Origin of the sequence: Massilia alkalitolerans DSM 17462 (assembly GCF_000427785.1) — a bacterium.
GTDB lineage: Bacteria > Pseudomonadota > Gammaproteobacteria > Burkholderiales > Burkholderiaceae_D > Telluria > Telluria alkalitolerans.
On record NZ_ATYR01000001.1, the window covers coordinates 261,454 to 284,413 of the forward strand.

General features: G+C 65.7%; 18 protein-coding genes and 5 tRNA genes. 8 read left to right on the plus strand and 15 right to left on the minus strand.

All coding sequences use genetic code 11. The features are described 5' to 3' along the window. Nucleotides 1–155 precede the first annotated feature (155 nt). Both YWC_RS0101195 and YWC_RS31350 read left to right on the plus strand, forming a co-directional pair. A complete protein-coding gene (locus tag YWC_RS0101195) occupies nucleotides 156–1,262 on the plus strand; it encodes a serine/threonine-protein kinase (protein WP_027863738.1) in 1,107 nt (368 codons plus the stop codon). Then, a complete protein-coding gene (locus YWC_RS31350) occupies nucleotides 1,259–1,771 on the plus strand; it encodes a TssQ family T6SS-associated lipoprotein (protein WP_156923423.1) in 513 nt (170 codons plus the stop codon). The genes YWC_RS0101195 and YWC_RS31350 overlap by 4 nt, the downstream gene beginning before the upstream one ends. On the opposite strand, the gene YWC_RS0101205 is transcribed toward YWC_RS31350, so the two are convergent. The 14 genes from YWC_RS0101205 to apbC all read right to left on the minus strand — a co-directional run bounded on the left by YWC_RS0101205 (nucleotide 1,772) and on the right by apbC (nucleotide 14,722). Then, nucleotides 1,772–3,382 (minus strand): amidase, encoded by a 1,611-nt coding sequence (locus YWC_RS0101205; protein ID WP_027863740.1) that lies wholly within the window; start codon nucleotides 3,380–3,382, stop codon nucleotides 1,772–1,774. Between the two features lie 118 nt (nucleotides 3,383–3,500). Then, nucleotides 3,501–4,076, minus strand: a complete 576-nt coding sequence (locus YWC_RS0101210; protein WP_027863741.1) for an elongation factor P — start codon at nucleotides 4,074–4,076, stop codon at nucleotides 3,501–3,503. A gap of 110 nt (nucleotides 4,077–4,186) precedes the next feature. Next, complete coding sequence (gene earP / locus YWC_RS0101215; protein ID WP_036212500.1) at nucleotides 4,187–5,359, minus strand: elongation factor P maturation arginine rhamnosyltransferase EarP; 1,173 nt, start codon at nucleotides 5,357–5,359, stop codon at nucleotides 4,187–4,189. Between the two features lie 82 nt (nucleotides 5,360–5,441). Further along, nucleotides 5,442–5,517 (minus strand) — tRNA-Glu (locus YWC_RS0101220). A gap of 71 nt (nucleotides 5,518–5,588) precedes the next feature. Beyond that, nucleotides 5,589–5,664 (minus strand) — tRNA-Glu (locus tag YWC_RS0101225). Nucleotides 5,665–5,695: 31 nt separating this feature from the next. Next, nucleotides 5,696–5,771, minus strand: a tRNA-Ala gene (locus tag YWC_RS0101230). 66 nt (nucleotides 5,772–5,837) lie between these two features. Beyond that, a tRNA-Glu gene (locus YWC_RS0101235) sits at nucleotides 5,838–5,913 on the minus strand. 55 nt (nucleotides 5,914–5,968) lie between these two features. Then, nucleotides 5,969–6,044: transfer RNA gene (locus tag YWC_RS0101240), tRNA-Ala, on the minus strand. Between the two features lie 136 nt (nucleotides 6,045–6,180). Beyond that, nucleotides 6,181–7,572, minus strand: coding sequence for a glutamate--tRNA ligase (gltX, locus tag YWC_RS0101245; RefSeq protein WP_027863743.1), 1,392 nt, complete (start codon nucleotides 7,570–7,572; stop codon nucleotides 6,181–6,183). 80 nt (nucleotides 7,573–7,652) lie between these two features. Beyond that, a complete protein-coding gene (locus YWC_RS0101250) occupies nucleotides 7,653–8,993 on the minus strand; it encodes an aminotransferase class I/II-fold pyridoxal phosphate-dependent enzyme (protein WP_027863744.1) in 1,341 nt (446 codons plus the stop codon). A 49-nt stretch (nucleotides 8,994–9,042) separates the two neighbouring features. Beyond that, on the minus strand, nucleotides 9,043–11,610 hold the full coding sequence (locus YWC_RS0101255) for a putative bifunctional diguanylate cyclase/phosphodiesterase (protein WP_027863745.1): 2,568 nt from the start codon (nucleotides 11,608–11,610) through the stop codon (nucleotides 9,043–9,045). Nucleotides 11,611–11,774: 164 nt separating this feature from the next. Then, complete coding sequence (locus YWC_RS0101260; RefSeq protein ID WP_027863746.1) at nucleotides 11,775–12,575, minus strand: hypothetical protein; 801 nt, start codon at nucleotides 12,573–12,575, stop codon at nucleotides 11,775–11,777. A gap of 12 nt (nucleotides 12,576–12,587) precedes the next feature. Continuing rightward, nucleotides 12,588–13,607, minus strand: a complete 1,020-nt coding sequence (locus tag YWC_RS0101265) for an RNA methyltransferase (protein WP_027863747.1) — start codon at nucleotides 13,605–13,607, stop codon at nucleotides 12,588–12,590. Nucleotides 13,608–13,633: 26 nt separating this feature from the next. Further along, on the minus strand, nucleotides 13,634–14,722 hold the full coding sequence (gene apbC / locus YWC_RS0101270) for an iron-sulfur cluster carrier protein ApbC (RefSeq protein ID WP_027863748.1): 1,089 nt from the start codon (nucleotides 14,720–14,722) through the stop codon (nucleotides 13,634–13,636). Nucleotides 14,723–14,870: 148 nt separating this feature from the next. On the opposite strand from apbC, the gene metG reads away from it, so the two are divergent. From metG to YWC_RS0101300, 6 genes are all read left to right on the plus strand, one after another. Continuing rightward, complete coding sequence (gene metG / locus YWC_RS0101275; RefSeq protein WP_027863749.1) at nucleotides 14,871–17,009, plus strand: methionine--tRNA ligase; 2,139 nt, start codon at nucleotides 14,871–14,873, stop codon at nucleotides 17,007–17,009. Between the two features lie 268 nt (nucleotides 17,010–17,277). Beyond that, on the plus strand, nucleotides 17,278–18,594 hold the full coding sequence (locus YWC_RS0101280; RefSeq protein WP_027863750.1) for an enoyl ACP reductase FabMG family protein: 1,317 nt from the start codon (nucleotides 17,278–17,280) through the stop codon (nucleotides 18,592–18,594). A 66-nt stretch (nucleotides 18,595–18,660) separates the two neighbouring features. Continuing rightward, on the plus strand, nucleotides 18,661–18,870 hold the full coding sequence (locus YWC_RS0101285) for a DUF3460 family protein (RefSeq protein WP_027863751.1): 210 nt from the start codon (nucleotides 18,661–18,663) through the stop codon (nucleotides 18,868–18,870). A 16-nt stretch (nucleotides 18,871–18,886) separates the two neighbouring features. Beyond that, nucleotides 18,887–19,768 (plus strand): segregation and condensation protein A, encoded by an 882-nt coding sequence (locus YWC_RS0101290; protein WP_027863752.1) that lies wholly within the window; start codon nucleotides 18,887–18,889, stop codon nucleotides 19,766–19,768. 35 nt (nucleotides 19,769–19,803) lie between these two features. Next, a complete protein-coding gene (gene panC, locus YWC_RS0101295) occupies nucleotides 19,804–20,643 on the plus strand; it encodes a pantoate--beta-alanine ligase (RefSeq protein WP_027863753.1) in 840 nt (279 codons plus the stop codon). Nucleotides 20,644–20,767: 124 nt separating this feature from the next. Beyond that, entirely contained in the window at nucleotides 20,768–21,541 is a 774-nt protein-coding gene (locus YWC_RS0101300; protein WP_027863754.1) for a PilZ domain-containing protein, read from the plus strand. A gap of 160 nt (nucleotides 21,542–21,701) precedes the next feature. On the opposite strand, the gene YWC_RS0101305 is transcribed toward YWC_RS0101300, so the two are convergent. Then, nucleotides 21,702–22,907: an EAL and HDOD domain-containing protein gene (locus tag YWC_RS0101305; protein WP_027863755.1), complete on the minus strand. Its 1,206-nt coding sequence runs from the start codon at nucleotides 22,905–22,907 to the stop codon at nucleotides 21,702–21,704. Nucleotides 22,908–22,960: the final 53 nt, after the last annotated feature.

A 22,960-nucleotide genomic window follows, 5' to 3' on the forward strand; every position in this document is an offset into this window, starting at 1 on the left:
CGGACTGCTGTTTGTAACGAAGTTGTAACAGCCGCGCACGGTTGGCTCAGCAGCACCGCCGGCGCGGCAAATCTGGCATTATTTGTCAAAATACAAATACCGCGCCGGGACACATTCCGGACAGCTTCCTGCGTGTCAGGGCGCGGCTCGACGCCATGATGACCAGCACTCCCGTAACCCAGCAACAGCAGACCGACGGCCGGACCGTGCGCGAAGTCGTCGAGTTCAACCACGAACTCGTCAACGAAGTCTGGTGCCGGCGCATTTTCCGCCAGATCCTGCAGTCGCTCGAACTGCAGTACGCGATGCAGATGCCGCATCGCCCGATCAGCCCCGACACGGTGCTGGTGCTCGACTCCGGCGACCCGATGCTCCTGCCCTCGCCGGACGTCGGCAATGCCTGGTCGGAGGCGGGCGACATGCACGACCTGGCCGCCGTGGTCCATTACGCCATCACGCGGGAATATCCGCCCGCTGCGCCCCTGCAGGGGCGGCTGCCCGGCAACAGCGGGGACCAGTACAGCGACAGCTTCGTGACGGCCGTCGACCGCTGCCTGTCGCCCGACCCGCAGCAGCGCCCCCACACCATCGAACAATTGCGCAACCTGCTCGGCATCGTGCCGCTCGGTCCGCCCGTTCCCGCGCAGCCGCTGTCCCCGATCCCGCCGGAACCGACGGTGTCCTTCCTTAGCGAACCCGCGCCCGTCCCCGAAAACAGCGGACTGAAGCGCTGGCTGCTGCTGGTCGCCGCGGCGACCGTCCTGCTGGCTGCCCTCGGCGCCCTGTTCGCCCTGCTACACGGGGCCGACTCGCGCGACACCGTCACGCTGGCCCTGCCGGGCGACGGCGACACCGTAGCCGCAGCGCCTGAAACACCTGCCCCCGCCCCGGCAGTGGCGCAAGCGGACGCCGGCCTGTCCGATCCGTCCATTCTCGCCGCAAGCGATCCTGCCGCACTTCCCACCCCGGCGGCGCCGGCCACCGAGACGCCAACGGCGACTGGCCAGCCGGCCACGCCGCGCCCGGTACCAGCCGCGGCTGGCGCCACCTATAAACTGGTGATCAAACCCTGGGCCATGGTGCAGGTCGACGGCGTCGACCACGGCGCCAGCCCGCCGCTCAAGCGCCTGACGCTGGCGCCCGGCCAGCACACGATCCGCATCGTCAACCCGAATTTCCCGGAGCACACCGTGATGGTCAACGCCGTCAAGGGCGCATCTGCGGTCATCGAAATGGATTTTACTGAAGAGGAGGTGGAGTGAACCTGCGCATCCCGAACCATGGCTTGCGTGCCTGCCTGCTCGGCGCCGTGATGCTGCTCGGCGGCTGCGCCGAATTGAATTCGCAGCTCAATTCCATCATGGGCAAGAACGATCCGCCGCGCACCCGCGCGCGGGTGGACGACCGCTCCCACCCGCGCGCCGAGCGTGCCGAGCGCACCGAGCGCCCGGCCCCGCGTCCGGAGCGCCCGGCCTCGAACCGCGACGACGCCGCCCTGCGCGAAGGCATCGCCCTGTACCATGACGGCGACTTCAACGGCGCGATCAAGCGCTTGAGCTCGAACGACATGAACAGCGGCTCGGTGCGCAACCGCGTCAGCGCGCTCAAGTACACCGCGTTCAGCTATTGCGTCACCAACCGCCCCACCCCATGCCGCCAGGCCTTCGAACGGGCGCTGCGGCTGGATGCATCCTTCGACCTGAGCCCCGGCGAACAGGGCCACCCGCTGTGGGGGCCGCAGTTCGCCAAGGCAAGGCAAAACGTGCGCTGATTACAGCTTCACGTTGATGGTGGCCGGATACACCGGCGCGCGGCGGCGCTTCGATGCCTGTTCGTAGGCGTAGGCCATCCCGATCAGGGACGCTTCGCTCCAGGCCCCGCCGACAAACGAGATCCCCACCGGCAGGCCGCGCGTAAAGCCGGCCGGCACCGTGATGTGCGGATAGCCCGCCACCGCGGCCGGGCTCGAGAAGCTGCCGCCGTAGTGGTCGCCGTTGACGTAGTCGGTGAGCCAGGCCGGACCGCCGGTCGGCGCCACCAGGGCGTCGAGCTTGTGCTCCTTCATCACCTGGTCGATGCCTTCGTCGCGCGAATAGCGCAGGTCGTTGGCCAGGGCTTCGCGGTACTCGCGCGCGTCCAGCCCCGGCTTGGCCTGGGCCGCGACCAGGTGTTCCTGCTTGAAGTACGGCATCTCGCGCGCCGCGTTCTTGTCGTTGAACGCGATCACGTCCGCCATGTTCCTGACCGGCGCGTGCGGGGCGTAGTTCTTGAGCCAGGCCTCCAGGCCCGGCGCGAATTCGTAGAGCAGCACCTGCAGCTCGCTCTCGTTGTACTTGTCGACGTTCGGCACTTTCACGTCGACCAGGGTGGCGCCTTGCGACCTCAGGACCGCCAGCTCCTTCTCGATGATCGCGTCGACCGCGTCATTGCTGCCGAAGAAATTGCGGGCCACGCCGATGCGCTTGCCCCTCAGGCCATCAAGACGCAGGGCCGCCGCGTAGTCGCTCAGGTGGTGCTTGCTATCGGCGGTCGCCTTGTCGTCGGGATCGGGGCCGGCCATGGCGGCCAGCATCAGGGCCGCGTCCGCCACACTGCGGGTCATCGGGCCGGCCGTGTCCTGCGAATGGGCGATCGGGATGATGCCGCTGCGGCTGAGCAGGCCCAGGGTCGGCTTGATGCCGACGATGCCGCAGGACGACGAGGGCGAGACGATCGAGCCGTCGGTCTCGGTGCCGACGGTCAGGGTGGCCAGGCTGGCCGCCGCGGCGGCGCCCGAGCCCGAGCTGGAACCGCTGGTATTGCGGTCGAGCGCGTAGGGATTCTTGGTCTGCCCGCCGCGGCCGCTCCATCCGCTCACCGACTTGGTGGAGCGCATGTTGGCCCATTCGGACAGGTTGGTCTTGCCGATGATGACGGCGCCGGCATTGCGCAGCAGGGTGACGATGTGCGCGTCCTTCACCGCGCGCACGCCGTCGAGGGCGAGCGAGCCGGCGCTGGTGCTCATGCGGTCGGCGGTGGCGATGTTGTCCTTCAACAGGACCGGAATGCCGTGCAGCGGACCGCGCAGCCGGCCGCTAGCGCGTTCGCGGTCCATCTCGGCCGCGATCTTGAGGGCATCCGGATTGGTTTCGATGACTGAATTCAAGCGCGGGCCGGCCTTGTCGACGGCGGCGATGCGCGCCAGGTATTGCTGCACCAGGGAGCTCGACGTGAGCTTGCCGGCCGCCATCCGGGCCTGCTGTTCGCGCACGCCGGCATCCAGGATGCCCGCTGCGGCCCCGCCCGGCGCCCTGCTCGCGGCTTGCGCCTGCGTCACTGCGGCGGTGGCGCCCGCCGCCATGCCTGCGCCTACTCCGAGCCGAACGAAATCCCTGCGCTTCATACAACCCTCCGTGTCAAATAATGCATGAGCATAGCAGTAAAAATTACTCATGTGACACGTTTGGTCCGGACGAAAAAAAACGCTGCCGAAGCAGCGTTTTTCCTTGGGTGCTCGACGCTTAGTTGCGAACGACTTTCTTGTACTCGTTGGTACGGGTGTCGATTTCGATGACGTCATCGGTGCTGACGAACAGCGGCACCATCACGGTGTGCTGCTTGGCTTCGATGGCGTTCTCGATCTTGGCTTCCTTCAGCACGTTGCCCGAGGTGTTGCCCTTGACGGCCGGCTCCGAGTACACGACCAGGCGTGCGATGGTGGTCGGCAGTTCGACCGAAATGGCCTTGCCGTCGTAGAACACGGCTTCGCATTCCATACCGTCTTTCAGGTAGTTGATGGCGTCGCCCATGTTTTCTTCTTCGATTTCGTACTGGTTGTACTCTTCGTCCATGAAGACGTACAGCGGATCGGCGAAGTACGAGTAGGTCACCGGCTTCTTGTCCAGCACGACCACGTCGAACTTGTCGTCGCCGCGGAACACGTTTTCCAGCGGGGCGTTGGTCAGAAGATTCTTCATCTTCCACTTGTAGGTGAAGCCCGTGCGGCTCGAACCGTTCACGTCCGAACGCAGCACGATGAATGGCTTGTCTTCGACCATAATGATGTTGCCAACACGGATTTCTTTAGCGAATTTCATAGTAGTTTTACGTAAAAAGTAAGTTGCATTAAATCAGCGGTGGCTATGAGCGAAGAAAGCTTGGGAGCCTACGTTTGATCCTGTGGTATTCGTTACAAACTAACCGCGCATTATACCGGATTTTGCGCAGCGAGCCTCAGTTCACGGGCGAATTGGAGCAGCTTCGTCGTCAAATCGCCATGGGCGAGCACTTCCCTCCGCCATTCTTCTGCACGAATGGCAATGCGGGGCAATTCGCCTTGCAAGTCCTGCCACGCGACCGGCATCGCATCGATATCGATGGCGCCATTCCATCCGAGCGAGAAGCGCTCGAGCGCTGGCAATCCGTCCGCATAACGGCCGAGAAAAGCGCGCAGTTTTTTGTGATGCAGGTTTTCGTCCTGCGGATAGATGTGCCAGACAAAAGGCCGCCCTGCCCATTGGGCGCGGACAAAAGAATCCTCGCCGCGCACGAAATTCAGGTCGCAGGCCCACAACAGCCGGTCGTAGTCGGGCTGGGCCACGAAAGGCAGCACCCGCACGGTGAGCGCGCCGGCCGTAGCGCTGTCGCCGGCGCGCGCCCCGCTCCCCATGAATGCCTGGACCGCCTCGGCGGCAACACCTTCCGGCACCAGGCAAGTGACCGGACGGGAGCCTTCCGACCAGGCGCGCAGCAGTTCGGCGACCGGCGCATGCGGATAGCAGAACAGCGAGACCTTCAGGGCCTCCATCTCGGCCGCACTCAGGCCGAGGCCGCCCAGGAAGGCAGCCATCGCGGTCCGGTCGGCCTGGAAGGCAAGGCGTTCCTCGTCGAGGCCGGCTTCGTGCAGCACGCCGCCGGTCTTCACGGTAAATCCCGGGAAGAAGAAATGCTTGGTCAGTTTCAGGCGCGGATGCATGGACGGCAGGCGGTGACAGCCCTCCACCCACTCTTCCGCCGTCAGGCCTTCGAGGTTGAACCACACCGGGCGCGGCGTGCGCTGCGCCATCGCCGCGACGTAGCCGGGCGGAATGTCGACCGCAAAGAATTCGATCACGATGTCGGCGACCTCTTCCGGCGCGAATGTGCCTTCCTGGTCGCGCCAGTGACGCACGAGCACGCCCTGCACCGTCTGCGCGGCGGCGGTGACGTCGACCTCCGGACAGATGCGGCGGAAACTGTGGAGATCGTCGACCCAGAGGCTGACGTGGACGCCATGTTCGCGCCACAGCTGGCGCGCCAGGCGCCAGCAAATGCCGATGTCGCCGTAGTTGTCGACAACCTTGCAGAACAGGGCGAGGGTAAGAGCTGGAGTGAATGGCATGTCGATACGCGAAAGCGTTGGACAAAATGAAAAACCGGAGCACCTCTCCGCGCAAGCGCGTTGGTCTACTCCGGTTTTATGCTGGCGTCCCCACGGGGATTCGAACCCCGGTACTCACCGTGAAAGGGTGATGTCCTAGGCCTCTAGACGATGGGGACCTTGAACTGTACTTGCTGCTGTTTACTAAAAATTGCACCGCACCGCGGTGTCAATCTTGCTGCCAAATTCTTGGCGTCCCCACGGGGATTCGAACCCCGGTACTCACCGTGAAAGGGTGATGTCCTAGGCCTCTAGACGATGGGGACCCGGACTGTCAGAACTGTTGTTTTTCCTACGTGGTGGAGGTAAGCGGGATCGAACCGCTGACCTCTTGCATGCCATGCAAGCGCTCTCCCAGCTGAGCTATACCCCCTACGGGAAAACAACATTCTAACATACTGCTTACTACATCTACTACTGCGTGCCGCTGGTTGCACGCTGGCGTCCCCACGGGGATTCGAACCCCGGTACTCACCGTGAAAGGGTGATGTCCTAGGCCTCTAGACGATGGGGACCTTGAACTACCGTACTACTTTACTACCGCGACCTGATTACTGCCGCACTCCAGAGTGGTGGAGGTAAGCGGGATCGAACCGCTGACCTCTTGCATGCCATGCAAGCGCTCTCCCAGCTGAGCTATACCCCCTCTTTTCACACTGTCGCAAACTACTTCGTACTACTTGTTTGCTACCGTGTGCTGCTGAAGTGCGAGCATTATAGCGGAGCGCCTTGCATTTCGCAAATACCCATTTTGAGAAAATGCGCACTCCGCAAAAAAGAATTTAGAGGTACTTTGCGATGCGCGCTAACACCACTTCGCGGCCGAACAGTTCCAGCACCGCATCGATGGCCGGCGTCTGCAGCTGGCCGGTGACGATCAGGCGCAGCGGCATGGCGATCTGCGGCATCTTCAGGCCGTGTGCGCCCAGCACTTCCTTGAACATGGCGGCGATCGCAGCCTTGTTCCATTCCACATCCTTGCAGCGCTCGGCGAAAGCGGCCAGCGCCGGGCGCACCGCATCGGTCAGGTGCTGGGCCAGCAGCGCGGCATCGGGCTGCGGTTTGCGGTAGAACAGCATCGCGGTATCGGCCAGCTCGTTGATGGTATTGGTGCGGTCCTTCACCAGCGCGATCACGGTCGGCAGCGCCGGCGCGTTTTCGAATTGCGCACCCTGCTGCTGCAGCACCGGACGGGCCAGGCCGGCCAGGCGCTCGTTGTCGGCCTGCTTGATGTAATGGTTGTTCAGCCAGGCCAGCTTTTCCGGGTTGAACTGGGCCGCCGACGCGGTCAGGTGCTCGAGGTTGAACCACTCGGTGAACTGCTCCATCGAGAAGATCTCGTCGTCGCCGTGGCTCCAGCCCAGGCGCGCCAGGTAGTTGAGCATCGCTTCCGGCAGGTAGCCCTGTTCCGGATACTGCATGACGCTGACCGCGCCATGGCGCTTGGACAGCTTCTGCCCGTCGGCGCCGAGGATCATCGGCAGGTGGCCGTACTGCGGCAGCTCGGCGCCGAGCGCGCGCAGGATGTTGATCTGGCGCGGCGTGTTGTTCACGTGGTCGTCGCCGCGCAGCACGTGGGTGATCTTCATATCCCAGTCATCCACCGACACGCAGAAGTTATAGGTCGGGGTGCCGTCCGGGCGCGCGATGATCAGGTCGTCGAGCTCCTTGTTGGCGATGGTGATCGGGCCCTTGACCACGTCGTTCCAGGTGACTTCGCCATCGAGCGGATTCTTGAAGCGCACCACCGGCTTGACGCCTTCAGGGACCGGCGGCAGGGTCTTGCCCGGCTCCGGACGCCAGGTGCCGTCGTAGCGCGGCTTCTCGCCGGCTGCGCGCATGCGCTCGCGCATCGCCTCGACTTCTTCCGGCGAGCAGTAGCACAGGTAGGCAGTGCCCTGCTCCAGCATCGAGGCGACCACCTCGCGGTAGCGGTCCATGCGCTGCATCTGGTAGAACGGGCCTTCGTCGTGCGACAGGCCGAGCCACTGCATGCCGTCCAGGATCGCCTGCACGGCTTCCGGCGTCGAGCGTTCGAGGTCGGTGTCCTCGATGCGCAGGATGAAGGTGCCGCCGAAGTGGCGTGCGTAGGCCCAGGAATACAGCGCGGTGCGGGCGCCGCCCAGGTGGAGGTAGCCGGTCGGGCTGGGTGCAAAACGGGTGCGGACGGTCATGTCTGGATGCAAGAAAGGTAAAGGAGTTATTTTACCCCGCCGTCCTTGGCTCACGCACCCATGCGCGCACCCGCCCTGCTTCAGGCCTGCGTGGACGGCTGCAGCAGCGGCCGTGGCGCCGCCAGCGCGCGCCGTACCGCCTCGGCCAGCTGGCGCGCGGCGCGCCGGATCTGGACCGGCGTATGCCGGGCCATCAATTGCAGGCGCAGGCGCGCCGCGCCGAGGGGCACGCCGGGGAATTCCATCGGATTGACGAACACCTGCCGGCGCGCCAGCAGCATGCCGGCGATCCGCGTGGCGGATTCGGGGCCCAGCAACAGCGGGACGATCGGCGACGGGTTGCCCAGGCAGCGCAAGCCCTCCTCCTGCAACAGGGCGCGCAGCTCGACCGCGTTGCGCATCAGGTCGGCGCGCAGGCGCTCGCCTTCCTCGCCGGTCGCGATGCGCAGGCACTCCAGCACGGTGGCGGCCTGCACCGGCGACAGCGCGTTGGAGAACATGTGCGGCCCCGCGAACAGCTGCAGCTGGCGCCGCACGCTGGGCTCAGGGCAGGCCACGAAACCGCCGTTCGAGGCGAAGGTCTTGGAAAAGGCGCCCATCACGATGTCGATCTTGCCCAGCATTCCCTGGGCGCCGATCACGCCAGTACCGCCCGGCCCCACGGCCCCGAGGTCGTGCGCCACGTCCACCATCAGAGTGGCGCCGTACTCGCGGCACAGGTACTGCATCAGCGGCAGGTCGGGACTGTCCGCATCCATGCTGAACAGGCCTTCGGTAATGACCAGGATCGCACCGTTGGCATCCACCGCGCGCAAGCTGGCCAGCAGTTCGCGCAGGTGGTCGCAGTCGTTGTGGCGGAACGCGGCGACGTTGCGGGTGGCCGCGTGCGCACCCTGGCGCAGCGAGGCATGGGCCAGGGCGTCGATCAGCACGTGGTCGCTGCCGTGCACCAGGGCGGTCACGGCGCCGAAGGCCGCGCCCCAGCCGGTCGGGAACAGCACCACGTGGCGGCAGTCCAGCAGCTGGCCGATCGCCTCCTCCAGCGCGCCCGAATAGCGGCTGTTGCCGAGCAGGATGGCCGAGCCGGCGCTGTGCGGCCCGCATTCGGCCATCACCCGCATGGCCGCGTCGATCACGGCCGGGTGGGCGGACAGCGACAGGTAATCCTGTGAGGCGAAGTTGATGCCCTGGCGGCGCTCGACGGTGGCCAGCGGCGCCGGCGGGCCGTCCAGGGTGCGGCCATAGGGCCAGACGCCGTGGCGGGCGCGCAGCGCGCACCAGTCGTCGAGCGGCGTGGCGCGGCGCAGCAGGTCGCGTCCGCGCGGCTGGCGGAACAGGGCGACGTTGCCGCCCAGCGCGCCGGACGCGGCCAGCGCGTCGAGGTCGTGGGCGGGATCAAAGGGAATCGGTTCATTCAGCACGACATCCTCCGGTACATGAGATGAGCAGACAAGCGACATGGACGGGAATTCAGGCCGGGACGAGGGGCGCGGCCTCGACCTGGCGCGCCAGCATCGCCGCCACCTCGGCGGGCGGCAGCGGGCGGGCGAAGTAATAACCCTGGGCCGCGTCGCATCCCATCGCGCACAGGTCGGCCAATTGCTCGGGCGTCTCGACCGCCTCGGCGATCACGTTCAGGCCGAGCCGGTGCGCCATCGACACGATGGCCTCGGCGATCGCGAACGAGCGAGCGCCGGGCCTGCCCGCGCCCGCCCCGGCCGCGCCCAGCCGGCGCACGAACAGGCCGTCCATCTTGAGAATGTCGATCGGCAGCTCGGACAGGTAATTCAGGCTCGAATAGCCGGTGCCGAAGTCGTCGATCGAGACCAGCACGCCGGCCTGGCGCAGCCCGCTCATCAGGGCGCAGTTGCCGGCCAGGTCTTCGATCAGCATGCCCTCGGTGATCTCGAGGTCGAGGCAGCGCGCCGGCATCCCGGTTTCATGCAGGATCGTCAGCACCCGCGCCGGCAGCCCGGGCTCCTTGAGCTGGCGCGCCGACAGGTTGACCGCGGTCTTGATCTCGGGGAGGCCGCTGGCGCGCCAGGCGCGGTTCTGCAGGCAGGCGGTGCGCAGCGCCCAGTCGCCGATCGGGACGATCATGCCGGTCTCCTCGGCCAGCGGAATGAAGCGGCCCGGGTCGACCCGCCCGTACACCGGATGCTGCCAGCGCAGCAGGGCCTCGACGCCGATCACGCAGCGGGTGGCCAGGTCGATCTGCGGCTGGTATTCCAGGAACAGCTGGCCCTGCGCGAGGGCGTCGCGCAGGCCGTTCTTGAGGGCCAGGCGCTCGCTCTGCGGCTGCACCGTGTCGCCGGAATAGACCTGGACGCCGTGCTCGCCCCAGCGCTTGGCGCCGCGCATGGCGATGTCGGCGCGCTTGAGCAGGGCGTCGAGGTCGCAGTCGGCCGCCGGGTACAGGGCCACGCCCACCGCCAGCGTGACGAAGCATTCGCGTCCCGCCGCGCTCAGGGGCAGGCCGAAGCGGTCGAGGACCTTCTCGGCCACCACCTGGGCGTCGGATTCGAAGCTCAGGTCTTCCAGCAGCGCGATGAATTCGTCGCCGCCCCAGCGCGCCACCGTGTCGGAATCGCGCAGGCAGCGCCGGATCGCGGCGCCGGCCTGGGCCAGGAGCTCGTCGCCCGCCTCGTAGCCGAATTCGTCGTTGATCTCCTTGAAACCGTTGATATTCAGGAGCAGCAGGGCCACCAGCCGGCGGTTGCGGTTGGCGCGGTCCATGGCGTGGCGCAGGCGGTCGCGCAGCAGGTTCCGGTTGAGCAGGCCGGTGAGCTGGTCGCACTGGGCACCACCCTGCAGGCGTCCGGCGCTCACCCGCGGGCCGCTGCCGGGGCCCTCCCCCCCGGCCTGCTCGACCGCCAGCTTGGGCAGCACCGGCAGGCGCTCGTCGTCGTCGTGGCACTGGACCCGGTTGCGCCCCAGGGACTTGGCCGCGTACAGCGCCTCGTCGGCGCGCGCGATGGCCTGGGCCACGACCTCGCCGAGGCGGTATTCGACCACCCCGACCGATACCGTCAGGCTGATTTCGCTGCCGCCGGTTTCCTGGCCGCGAAAGCAGAGGCCGGCGATCACGCGCCGCACCCGCTCGGCCAGCACCAGCGCGTCCGGCGCCGGGGTCTCGGGCAGCATCAGGAGGAACTCCTCGCCGCCGTAGCGCCCGAAGGCGTCGGTGCCGCGCACCTGTCCCTGCACCGCCTCGGCGAAGCGGCGCAGCACCAGGTCGCCGGCCGCGTGCCCATAGGTGTCGTTGATGCGCTTGAAGAAGTCGATGTCGAACAGGCACAGGCAGAACGGGCGGCCATTGCGGTCGGCGCGCTCCTTTTCGCGGTCGATCAGCCCGAGCAGGAAGCGGCGATTGTGACTGCCCGTGAGCTCGTCGCGGATTGCGAGCTCGTTGATGGTGGCCAGGGCGCGCTGCAGCTTGACGAAGCCCTCGGTCTTGGTGAGTTCGAACAGCAGCACGAACACCAGCACCACCACATACAGGCCGAGGTTGCAGATCAGGTGCAGCAGCGGCATGTCGAGGCTCGGGGTGTGCAGCGCCGCCAGGCCGAAGGCGCTCACGGCCCAGATCGCCGCGGCGGCCGCGCAGCTGACCATCAGCCAGAACACGCCGCTGGCCACGCCGCCGAGGAACATGGCTACCACCGGCGCGGTGATCAGCCAGCTGGCCGTGGGCGCATGGATGCCGCCCAGGTGCCAGGTCAGCCAGGTGAAATTGAAGAACAGCGCGCACAGGAACAGTTCGCGCGCCAGCGCGATGCTGCCGGTCAGGCGCAGCACCGGGGGCGCCATCAGCATGACCATGCAGCAGGCCAGGATCTCGGCGGCCGCCAGCCGCAGGCCCAGCATCCAGTAGGCCAGCGCGTACAGCGGGCCGGCGGTGGCCGCCATCAGGGCGGCGTTGACCACGTTCTCGGCACGCGCGAGCGCGGTCGCATCCTGCCGCAGCCTGCCTGGTACGAACAGGTGCGCCGCGTCCAGGTAACGCCCGCGCCACCGCTGTCTGCTGTTATCGCTCATCAGGCATCCCATGCGCCACGCTCCAAACTCCGAGTGTAGGCAGGAAGATTCCTGTGAGCTTTATTTTCGAACAGAAAGTTGCTGGAAAGATGAGGCGTGCCAGGCAATACCACTCTGGCAAGGTCGAGCGGCGCGGCAGGCACTTCCGCGCGTTTTCACCGTGTTTATTCCGGCAAGGATTTTTCGGTGAACGAGTCCTGCGTCATCCGGTGTTCGGCTATTCTCCGGCTGATGGCGCCCGGTTCTTCCAGTTCGCGCTCGGCCAATGCGCGCAATTCCTCGTTCGCCAGCCCACATAGCAAGCCGTCGCGTACGGCCTCGGCCTCGGCTTGCCGTCCCAGGCCGCGCAGCACGGCGATGCCGATGCGGGCCTCGCGCGTCAGGCTCATCAGTTCGGCTGCCAGGCGCGGCGCCTGCCGTCCCGGCGGGAACAGGGTCCAGGTCCTGGCGTTGCAGTTGACTTCGGCCAGCAGCGCGAGCGGATCGCCGCGGTAACGCTCGGCCAGGGCGAAATCACCCGCCTCGACGATGGCCGGCAAGGCGCGCCAGGCGTAGCGGCGCGCGAGGTCCGGCTGACGTTCTTCCAGCTGCAGGAACAGCGCATGGGTTGCACGCGGATCGCCCAGGGTCTCGTTCATGTTCACGATCAGGGCGAAGCGTTCGACCCGCTCGAACATCTGGCGGTGGTCGTCCAGCCAGGGCGCGGTGCCGGTATAGGGCGCGCCGGCCAGCAGGCGCCGCGCCTGCTCGTCGCGCGCCCGGGCCAGGGCGCTGGCTGCTGGCGCATACTTCTCGATAAGCATGCTCCACTGGAACATCGTCATGAAATAATCGGTCCTGGCCGGCGCCGGCGCTTCCTCGACCTGGGCGTACAGCCTCTCCAGGCAGGCCAGCAGCTCGTCATGGCGACCCTCGCTGTCCAGGGTGTGCATCCGCTGGACGCCGGCTTGGGTCTGTTCGTCCATCCTGATCCTCGTTCAAGCCCGACGCAAGGCGATCGTGCGCCCGGCCCGCGCGCGCAGCTGGCCGCAGCCGCCGTCGACGTCCTGCCCGGCCGAATCGCGCAGCTTGGTCAGCACGCCGCGCGCATGCAGGCCGGCCGCGATGGCGCGGGCGCGCTCCCAGCTCGGCCTTTGGTACGCCAGGTCGGGCACCGTGTTATAGGGAATCATGTTGAGGATGGCATACTTGCCGCGCAGGAGCGACACGATGCCGTCCATCTCATCGGGACCGTCGTTCACGCCCTCTAATAATGTCCACTGGTACTGGATCGGATAGCCGGTCTGGCGCGCATAGCGCTCGCCATGCTCGACCAGCGCCGAGGGTGACAGGCGCGGCGCGCGCGGCAGCAGCTCGGCGCGTAGCAGCGGCTTGGTGGTGTGCAGCGACAGCGCCAGCGCCGGTTTCACGCGCGCGCCATGCAGGCGTTCGAAGGCGCGCGGGTCGCCCACGGTGGAAAACACCAGGTTCTTGTGCGCGATGCCGGCCTCGGTGCCGAGCAGCTCGATCGCTTCCAGCACGTTGTCGAGGTTGTGGGCCGGCTCGCCCATGCCCATGAAGACCACCTTCTTCACCGGCCGGCGGCGGCGCGCCAGCACCACCTGGGCCACGATCTCGCCGCTCGTCACCTGGCGCAGCAGGCCTTCGCGGCCGGTCATGCAAAACGTGCAGCCAACCGCGCAGCCGACCTGGCTCGAGACGCACACGCCGTCGCGCGGCAGCAGCACCGATTCGACCATCTGGCCATCGCCCAAGCCCACCAGCAGGCGCTCGGAACCGTCCTCGCCCGGGTGGCTGGAAACCAGCCGCACCAGGCCAGCCAGCTCGTCATCCAGCAGAGGCAAGGCTGCGCGTACGGATTTGGGGAGGAAGTCGGAGGCCGGACGGCGCCCGCGCTCGTGCGCCGCGCCCTGCACCCAGTCGCGCAGCACGCGCTCCTGGTGCAGCGGCAGCGCGCCCAGCAGGGCCAGGCGCTCGCGGATGCTGGAAACGCGCATCGTTTTTTTACCAAATGGTAAAAAAATCAGTCGTTCTTGACGACGATGCTCGGGAACTTGCTGGTCATGTCCTTGGCCTTCTCGGCGACCTTGACGGCGACCTTGCGCGCGATCTCCTTGTACACGCCGGCGACCGGGCCTTCCGGATCGGCGACCACGGTCGGGCGGCCGGAATCGGTCTGCTCGCGGATCGACAGGTTCAGCGGCAGCTTGCCGAGGAAGTCGACGCCGAAGTCGCGGCACATCTTCTCGCCGCCGCCCGCCCCGAAGATTTCCTCGTGGTGGCCGCAGTTGGAGCAGATGTGGGTGCTCATGTTCTCGACCACGCCGATGATCGGAATGCCGACCTTCTCGAACATCTTGAGGCCCTTGCGCGCGTCCAGCAGGGCGATGTCCTGCGGGGTGGTGACGATGACGGCGCCGGTGACCGGCACCTTCTGCGACAGGGTCAGCTGGATGTCGCCGGTGCCCGGGGGCATGTCGACGATCAGGTAGTCGAGGTCGCGCCAGTTGGTCTGCTCGAGCAGCTGCTGCAGCGCGCCGGTGACCATCGGGCCGCGCCAGACCATCGGCTCGTCCGGATCGATCATGAAGCCGATCGAGGACACCTGCACGCCGTGGTTCTCGAGCGGTTCCATGGTCTTGCCATCCGTGCTCTCGGGACGGGCGTTAATCCCCAACATCATCGGCTGCGACGGACCGTAGATATCCGCGTCCAGGATGCCGACGCTGGCGCCTTCGGCGGCCAGGGCCAGGGCCAGGTTGACGGCAGTGGTCGACTTGCCCACGCCACCCTTGCCCGAGGCGACCGCGATGATGTTCTTCACGTTCGGCATGACCTTCAGGCCGCGCTGGACCGCGTGCGACAGGATCTTGGTATATACCCTGGCCGTCACGTTGCCCACGCCAGGCAGGGCCTTGACGCCGGCCACCACGCTGTCGCGGATGCCGGCGACCTGGCTGGCTGCCGGATAACCCAGCTCGACGTCGAAAGAGACGTCCGCGCCGCTGAGCTTGATGTTCTTGATGGATTTGGAAGAAACGAAATCCTTCCCGGTATTCGGATCGATGACCGCCGATAATGCTGCCTTGACATCGTTCTCAGTGATGCTCATGTGTTTCTCCAGGTTATAGGGGCGAAGTGTAGCGCAAAATGCCGCTCGCTTCTTGTTGCTTTGGCAAACCCGGCGCCGGCCGCTGCGCAGGTGCCGCCTTCCGCTGGTAAAATGCTTCTTTCCATATAACCAAAGCGCTTCGACCACCATGACCCGCAAGCTGTTCGTCACCACTGCCCTGCCCTACGCCAATGCTGCCTTCCATATCGGCCACATGATGGAATACATCCAGGCCGACATCTGGGTCCGGTTCCAGCGAATGCAGCGCGATAATGGTACCCAGCGCCAGGTGCATTTCGTCTGCGCCGACGACACCCACGGCACTCCGATCATGATCGCTGCCGAAAAAGAAGGCATCACGCCGCAGGAATTCGTGGCCAAGATCGCCGCCGGCCGCCCGCAGTACCTGGACGGCTTCCACATCGCCTTCGACAACTGGTATTCCACCGATTCGCCGGAAAACGTCGAACTCTCGCAGGGCATCTACCGCCAGCTGCGCGACGCCGGCCTGATCGTCACCAAGACCGTCGACCGCTTCTACGACCCGGTCAAGGGCATGTTCCTGGCCGACCGCAACATCAAGGGCGAGTGCCCGGTCTGCCACGCCAAGGACCAGTACGGCGACAACTGCGAAGTCTGCGGCGCCGCCTACCAGCCGACCGAACTGGTCAATCCGTTCTCGGTGTTCACCGGCTCGACCCCGATCCTCAAGCCGTCGGAACAGTATTTCTTCAAGCTGTCCGACCCGCGCTGCTTCACCTTCCTGAAGGAATGGCTGAACACCCCGGGCCGCCTGCAGCCGGAAATGGTCAACAAGGTCTCGGAATGGCTGGGCGAGTCCGGCGAGAAGCTGGCCGACTGGGACATTTCGCGTGACGCGCCCTATTTCGGCATCCCGATTCCTGACGCGCCGGGCAAGTTCTTCTATGTGTGGCTGGACGCGCCGGTCGGCTACCTGGCCTCGCTGAAGAACTACTTCAGCAAACAGGGCATCGACTACGACGCTTTCCTGAACGACCCGGCCGCCGAGCAAGTCCACTTCATCGGCAAGGACATCGTGTCCTTCCACCTGCTGTTCTGGCCGGCGATGCTGAACTTCTCGCAGCACCCGATCATCGACAAGCTGAAGGTCGCGGTGCACGGCCACCTGACGGTCAACAACGAAAAGATGTCGAAGTCGCGCGGCACCGGCATCTCGCCGCTGCGCTACCTGGAGCTGGGCATGAACCCGGAATGGCTGCGTTACTACCTGGCGTTCAAGTTGAATGCGAAAGTCGAAGACCTCGACTTCAACGGCGACGACTTCGTGGCCCGCGTGAACAGCGACCTGATCGGCAAATACATCAACATCGCCAGCCGCTGCGCCGGCTTCATCTCCAAGAAATTCGACGGCAAGCTGGCCGACAGCCTGTCGGACAACGCCAAGGGCTGGATCTGCAAGGCCCTGATGAACGAAGGCGCCGAGCGCCAGGCCAGCATCGCGGCCGCGTTCGAAGCGCGCGAGTACGGCCGCGCGATGCGCGAGATCATGGAGATCACCGACATCGTCAACCAGTACGTGGACGAGAACAAGCCCTGGCTGCTGGCCAAGGATGAGTCGAAGCTTGCTGAACTGCACGACGTCTGCACCACTGCGCTGATCCTGTTCCGCCAGCTCTCCATCATGCTGTCGCCGGTGCTGCCGCAGGTGGCCGCGCGCGTCACCGAATTCCTGGGCGATAGCGAGCTGAGCTGGCTCGATACCCATGGCGCGGCCGTCTACGAAACCATGCTGGGCCGCACGATCGGCGCCTACAGCCACCTGATGCAACGCGTCGATGCGAAGATGGTCGAGAACCTGTTCGACAAGCCGGCAGGCGTCCCTGCGGCAGCTCCCGCAGTGGCTGCACCTGCGCCGGCTGCCCTTGAGGCCGCCGCGCCGGCCGGCGACATCGAGGAACTGGCGCCGGAAATCTCGATCGACGATTTCCTGAAGGTCGACCTGCGCGTGGCGAAGATCGTCAACTGCGAACACGTCGAAGGCGCCGGCAAGCTGCTGCGCCTGACCCTGGACGTGGGCGAAGGCCGCTACCGCAACGTGTTCTCGGGCATCAAGTCGGCCTACAAGCCGGAAGACCTGGTCGGCAAGCTGACCGTGATGGTCGCCAACCTGGCGCCGCGCAAGATGAAGTTCGGCGTGTCGGAGGGCATGGTGCTGTGCGCGTCCGCTGCCGACGAGAAGGCCAATCCGGGCCTGTACCTGCTCGATCCGATGCCGGGCGCGCAGCCGGGCATGCGTATTCGCTAACCATACGGACACATCATTGGATCCCGGCCTTCGCCGGGATGACGTTGTTTGAAGTAAGTGGTAACGCAAGCACCGTCGTCCCGGCGAAGGCCGGGACCCAAGTTCGTAGCGCCCTGCTACAGCTTCCCCTCACCACTTCCCCCAGCGCCAAAATCAACGCCCACGCCCAACCACAGCGTTATAATGGTGTGTTTTTTCTGAAACTCATGCCCCTACGGCCCTTGCCGGCAGGCCTTCTTCAGACCATACAAGATAGGTAGATAATAAGATGACCGAATTCACTCCTCTCCGCCATATCCCGCAAGCCAACGTGTTCCGCAAGGGCGACGTCTTCGTCCTGTTCGGCGAACTGTTCGGCCGCGGCTATGTGAACGGCCTGATCGACGAGGCGCGCGCTGCCGGCATGAGCATCGTCGGCATCACCGTCGGCCGCCGCGACGAGTCCGGCGCCCTGCGCGCGCTCACCGCGGAAGAACACGCCGAGGCGGAAGAGAAGCTCGGCGGCAAGATCGTCAACGTGCCGCTGATGGCCGGTTTCGACATGGACGCCCCGGAAGGCGAGCAGAACCCGACCGAACTGCTGGCGGACGTCAAGCTCAAGACCTGGCAGGACGACAAGCTGGACTGGGAAAAGATCGAGCGCTGCCGCGAAGCGGGCGTGCGCCGCTTCACCACCAGCGCCGCCCAGGCGATGGCTGAAATCGACAAGCTGATCCCGGAAGGCGCGAACGTCTTCTTCGCCCACACCATGGCCGGCGGCATCCCGAAGATCAAGGCCTTCCTGGCCATCGCCAACCGCATCTACAAGGGCCGCGGCGAGCGCTTCGAATCCTCGCGCGCCCTGCTCGACAGCGACCTGGGCAAGCTGATCCTGATGAACTTCGACGAAGTCACCGCCAACACGCTCAAGTACCTGATCGATGCATCAAGCACGCTCCGCGAGCGCGTCACCAAGGCAGGCGGCGAAGTGCGCTACACCGCCTACGGCTACCACGGCACCGAGATCCTCATCCAGGGCGAGTACCAGTGGCAGACCTACACCAACTACACCCAGGGCTACGCCAAGATGCGCCTGGAGTCGATCGCCCAGGCGGCCTGGAACGAGGGCGTCTACGCCACCGTGTTCAACTGCCCGGAAATCCGCACCAACTCCTCGGACATCTTCGTGGGCGTCGAGCTGTCGCTGTTCCCGCTGCTGCTCGCCCTGAAAAAGGAAGGCGGCGGAGCATGGGCCGACCAGCAATGGCAGATCTGCCAGGACCTGCTGGGCGACGGCATCTCGCTGCAATCGCTGCTCGACACCATCGAGCACTACAACAACGACGCGACCAGCGCCCATTTCCGCAACTTCGAAGCCTGGCCGATGGACAACACCCCGGAACTGGCCGAAGTCATGATCGGTACCTCGGAAGCCATCACCAACCTGCACAAGGACAAGAAGGCACTCATCACCGACCACCTGTCCAGCCTTGTATTGGAAGGCGCCGGCCCGCTGATGTTCCATGGCGCATCGGAAAAGATCGCCCCGGTGCTGTGGCTCAACCACGACATCATCGCCCGCCAGCTGAACGAACTGCACAAGTAAACTTGACGCAAACCTGCCGGGGCTGAAGAATCTGCCCCGTCTGTTTGCTACTTCATTCTGGAAATCATGTTCTTCAAGAAACAACACTCGCTGTACGAATCCGAGCACACCAAGTTCATCAAGGAACTGAAAGCCAAGACCCCGGGCATGGAAGAGCGCCAGGTGGAAGGCCGCGCCCTGCTGTGGGACAAGGCCCCGCTGTCGCTGGACGAACAGGAGCGCATCAACGCGTCGCGCCTGCGCCAGCAAGCCTACCCGTACCAGTCCAAGGTCTGAGGCTGAGGTAAGCCCCATGCTGCCCGAGCAGGCCGCGCCAAGCGCGGCCGATCCCCCGCAGGATGGGGCGCCCCCGGCTATCCACGACGAGCACCTGAACGCAGCGGCCAATGCGGCCGAGGCGGCCATCGCTCGCCTGTACGGCGAGCCTTTGATGCGCCTGCCCAACGACCTGTACATCCCGCCGGACGCGCTCGAGGTCTTCCTCGACGCCTTCGAAGGTCCGCTCGACCTGCTGCTGTACCTGATCCGCAAGCAGAACTTCAACATCCTCGACATCCCCATGGCGCAGGTGACCCTGCAATACCTGGAATACGTCGAGCAGATCCGCCAGCGCAACCTGGAACTGGCCGCCGAGTACCTGCTCATGGCGGCGATGCTGATCGAGATCAAGTCGAGGATGCTGCTCCCCAAAAGGCACGAGGACCTGGTCGAGGACGTCGGCGACCCGCGCGCCGAACTGGTGCGCCGCCTGCTGGACTACGAGCAGATCAAGGCGGCGGCGGTGGCGCTCGGCGCCCTGCCCCAGGAAGGCCGCGACTTCGTGCGCCCGCAGCTGTTCGTCGAACAGGGCCTGGCGCCCGTGCTGCCCGACGTCGATCCCTGGGACCTGCAGCGTGCCTGGCTGGATGTGATGCGCCGCGCCAAGCTGACCCAGCACCACCGGATCAGCCGCCAGGAGCTCTCGGTGCGCGAGCACATGTCGGCCATCCTGCGCACCCTGCAGTCGCAGCGCTTCGTCGAATTTTCCGAATTGTTCGCCGGCCAGCACACGATTCCGATCGTGGTTGTACACTTTGTCGCCATGCTCGAACTGGCGAAGGAAACCTTGATCGAGATCACGCAGGCCGAGCCCTTTGCGCCGATCTATGTGCGCCTGGCCTATTCCCCGGCTTGAAGAGCCGGTTACTTTATCCCTATTCTGTTACCCCCATGAAAATCATTTCCTCCATCGACGAACTGCGCGACCAGCTGCGCGGCCAGCTGCGCACCGCCTTTGTGCCGACGATGGGCAACCTGCATGAAGGCCATTTGTCGCTGATGCGCCTGGCGCGCCGGCACGGCGACCCGGTGGTGGCGTCCATCTTCGTCAATCGTTTGCAGTTCGGCCCGAACGAGGATTTCGACAAGTACCCGCGCACCTTCCAGGACGACGTGGCCAAGCTGGAAAAGGAAGGCGTCTACGTGCTGTTCGCGCCGACCGAGAGGGACATGTACCCGGAGCCGCAGGAATACCGCGTGCGCCCGCCCGAAGGCCTGGGCAATACCCTGGAAGGCGAATTCCGCCCCGGTTTCTTCGACGGCGTCTGCACCGTGGTGACCAAGCTGTTCTCCTGCGTGCAGCCGCGCGTGGCCGTGTTCGGCAAGAAGGATTACCAGCAGCTGATGATCGTCCGTAACATGGCGCGCCAGTTCGCCCTGCCGACCGAGATCATCGGCGCCGAGACCTTCCGCGCCGAGGACGGCCTGGCCCTGTCCTCGCGCAACGGCTACCTCTCGAGCGAGGAGCGGCTCGAGGCCCCGGCGCTGTACCAGCAGCTGAACGCCGTCGCCGAAGCGATGCGCGCGGGCAGCCGCGACGTCGCCGCCGTCGAGCGCCAGGCCATGGATTTCCTGGCCGCGCGCGGCTGGAAGCCGGACTATGTGTCGATCCGCAAGCGCATCGACCTGCAGGCGCCCGGCATGGCCGACCTGGAAGCGGGCGCCCCGCTGGTCGTGCTGGCGGCGGCCAAGCTCGGCAACACGCGCCTGATCGACAACCTGGAAATCTAGCCGTAACAAACAGCTATCTTTGCTTGCTAAATTGCAATACCAGTCGGACTAGCCTTATACTTGACGTGCGCGGAAACCAGCCGGTTTTCGCGCAGCATGAAGGAATCTCGCAAGGAAAGTTGCCGTGAACGAAACCTCCACTCCCATCGACCGCAAGGGCCCACCGCGGCAGTCGGACGCGCTCAGCCGTATCGGCAGCACCGCCGAGCCGCATGAAATGCGCGATCCTTTCGATATCGGCGAAACCTTGACCGCGCTGTCCCTGTCCGGCGAGCCGATCACGGTGTTCCCGGCCGGCTGGATCGAGCCGCTGCTGGCGCGCATCGAATCGGTCGACCCGGAGCTGCCGCATTTCGTCATCGACTTCACCGGCAGCGAGCGCCCGCCGGCCGGCAAGGCCACCCTGGTCGCTTCGCTGGGCGGCAACGCCAAGCTGCAGTTCGAGCTCGACCAGTCCTGGAACCCGGCGCCCTCCAACAAGCTGCACGTCCAGGCCGAATTCCCGCCCGCCTGCCTGGTGCTGAACCGCCGCGCCGCGCGCCGGGTCGAGACGCCGGTGGGCGTCCATTACCTGGCGAGCTTCCGCATCAAGGGCGCCGAGATGGAACTGCCCCTGTACGACTTCTCGCAAGGCGGCGTGGGGCTGCGTGCGACGCCCGAGCAATGCTTCGGGCTGCACGTGGGGAAGAAGCTGGAAGGCGTGCGCCTGCAGCTGGGGCCGAGCCTGGCGATCACCGCCGACCTCGAAGTGCGCCTGCTGCGCCCGTTCCGCACCTTCCTGCTGGGAGAGCAGGTGCAGATAGGTTGCAGCTTCGCGAGCATCTCGATGCAGATGCAGCAGACGCTGGAACGCTTCGTGACCACCGGGACGCCGGAGCGGCGGGCAGTTGCGCGATAGGCGCTGGCGGTATGCTGGCAACATTGGATCCCGGCCTGCGCCGGGAGTCATGGGCGCCAGTGGCGCGCATGACGTGCCAAGACCGCTGGCCACAACGAAGTTCCATCAGCTCAGAAACCGTCGTCCCGACGAAGGCCGGGACCCAAGTCGACGTTCGCTTTTAGGCGGCGATCGACTGCGCCCAGGCCAGCGCCGACAGGTGCGCCTTGTTGACTTCCAGCGGAGGGATGTCGAGCGACTCCGCCAGCCCCGCCACCAGCTTCGAATTGAGTTCGCAAGCCTCGGCCAGGGCCAGGTAAGGCCCGTATTTTCCTTCGCGCGACACCAGCGCCCTGACCACTTCCTCGGGCAGCGGCACCGTTTCCAGCACCTCCTGCATCGGCAGGCCCAGCAGCCGGTCCAGCAGCGAGAACATGCCGGCCACGAACAGGTGCTCGCCCTCGCCGCGCAGCGCCTTTTGTCCGAGCAGCTCGGCCAGGCGGCCACGCACCACCGCGGTCTCCATCAGCACCGGCGAATAACCGCTCGAACTGGCCGTGGCCAGCAGCAGCACCAGCCAGCGGTACAAGGGCGCATAGCCCATCAGGGCAATCGCCTGGCGCAGCGACTCTACCCTGCGCGCGGCCCCGAAGCCCGCGGAATTGATGTAGCTGAGCAGCTTGTAGGTGAGCGCCGGATCGCGCTTCAGGATGTTCTCGAGCCTGGGCAGGTCCTCGTTGTTCTGCACCAGCTGCATCAGCTGCAGGATGGTGCTCTGGGTCGGATTCATGCCCTTGACCGGATTGCCCGGCCGCGGGGTCAGGTGCAGCTTGCCGACAAAGGCGTCCAGGCCGAGCGCGGCGCAGGCGTCGAAATCGGCCCAGGTGGCCACCGGGCGGCCCACCATGCGCACCGCGGCATGCCTGGCGGCGGCATAGGTGCGGGCCTGCGCGGCGACGTCGCTGCCCGCGAACTGCACCTCGACGTAGGAGGCATAGGGCGACAGGTTCCGGCCCAGCAGCTTGAGGTCGGCGCCGCGGATCGACACCCCTACCCCGCCCACGCGCACCGCCTGCACCGCCGCGCGCACGTCCGGGTCGGTCAGCTTGCGGATGTTCAGGGTGAGGACGGTGCGCTCCGGCGGCAGCGCGTGCAGCGCATCGAGGGAGAGCATCTCGGGGACGGCGTCGAGGAACAGGACCTTGTCGCGCAGCAGCCAGCCGTGCTCGGCATGGTTGACGTGCTCGGCGACGAAGCCGACCAGGTCTTCGAGTTCCTGGTCGCTCGGGACCTTGCCGTCGTGATGCTGCCACGACAGCTCGTAGCCGATGACGCGCTGCCTGGGGTCGAGCAGCGGTTCGCGGACGATGAAGTTAGTTCGATGCATGTGGCGCGTCAGTGAAACGTATTACGGAGCACGGGCTGCGCCGCGGCCCGGCG

What these genes read in the sequence shown, in the direction of transcription:
- YWC_RS0101195 (WP_027863738.1), top strand. Translation starts at nt 156, where the DNA reads ATGATGACCAGCACTCCCGTAACCCAGCAACAGCAGACCGACGGCCGG.
- YWC_RS0101205 (WP_027863740.1), bottom strand. Translation starts at nt 3,382, where the DNA reads ATGAAGCGCAGGGATTTCGTTCGGCTCGGAGTAGGCGCAGGCATGGCG.
- YWC_RS0101210 (WP_027863741.1), bottom strand. Translation starts at nt 4,076, where the DNA reads ATGAAATTCGCTAAAGAAATCCGTGTTGGCAACATCATTATGGTCGAA.
- earP (WP_036212500.1), bottom strand. Translation starts at nt 5,359, where the DNA reads ATGCCATTCACTCCAGCTCTTACCCTCGCCCTGTTCTGCAAGGTTGTC.
- gltX (WP_027863743.1), bottom strand. Translation starts at nt 7,572, where the DNA reads ATGACCGTCCGCACCCGTTTTGCACCCAGCCCGACCGGCTACCTCCAC.
- YWC_RS0101255 (WP_027863745.1), bottom strand. Translation starts at nt 11,610, where the DNA reads ATGAGCGATAACAGCAGACAGCGGTGGCGCGGGCGTTACCTGGACGCG.
- YWC_RS0101260 (WP_027863746.1), bottom strand. Translation starts at nt 12,575, where the DNA reads ATGGACGAACAGACCCAAGCCGGCGTCCAGCGGATGCACACCCTGGAC.
- YWC_RS0101265 (WP_027863747.1), bottom strand. Translation starts at nt 13,607, where the DNA reads ATGCGCGTTTCCAGCATCCGCGAGCGCCTGGCCCTGCTGGGCGCGCTG.
- apbC (WP_027863748.1), bottom strand. Translation starts at nt 14,722, where the DNA reads ATGAGCATCACTGAGAACGATGTCAAGGCAGCATTATCGGCGGTCATC.
- metG (WP_027863749.1), top strand. Translation starts at nt 14,871, where the DNA reads ATGACCCGCAAGCTGTTCGTCACCACTGCCCTGCCCTACGCCAATGCT.
- YWC_RS0101280 (WP_027863750.1), top strand. Translation starts at nt 17,278, where the DNA reads ATGACCGAATTCACTCCTCTCCGCCATATCCCGCAAGCCAACGTGTTC.
- YWC_RS0101285 (WP_027863751.1), top strand. Translation starts at nt 18,661, where the DNA reads ATGTTCTTCAAGAAACAACACTCGCTGTACGAATCCGAGCACACCAAG.
- YWC_RS0101290 (WP_027863752.1), top strand. Translation starts at nt 18,887, where the DNA reads ATGCTGCCCGAGCAGGCCGCGCCAAGCGCGGCCGATCCCCCGCAGGAT.
- panC (WP_027863753.1), top strand. Translation starts at nt 19,804, where the DNA reads ATGAAAATCATTTCCTCCATCGACGAACTGCGCGACCAGCTGCGCGGC.
- YWC_RS0101305 (WP_027863755.1), bottom strand. Translation starts at nt 22,907, where the DNA reads ATGCATCGAACTAACTTCATCGTCCGCGAACCGCTGCTCGACCCCAGG.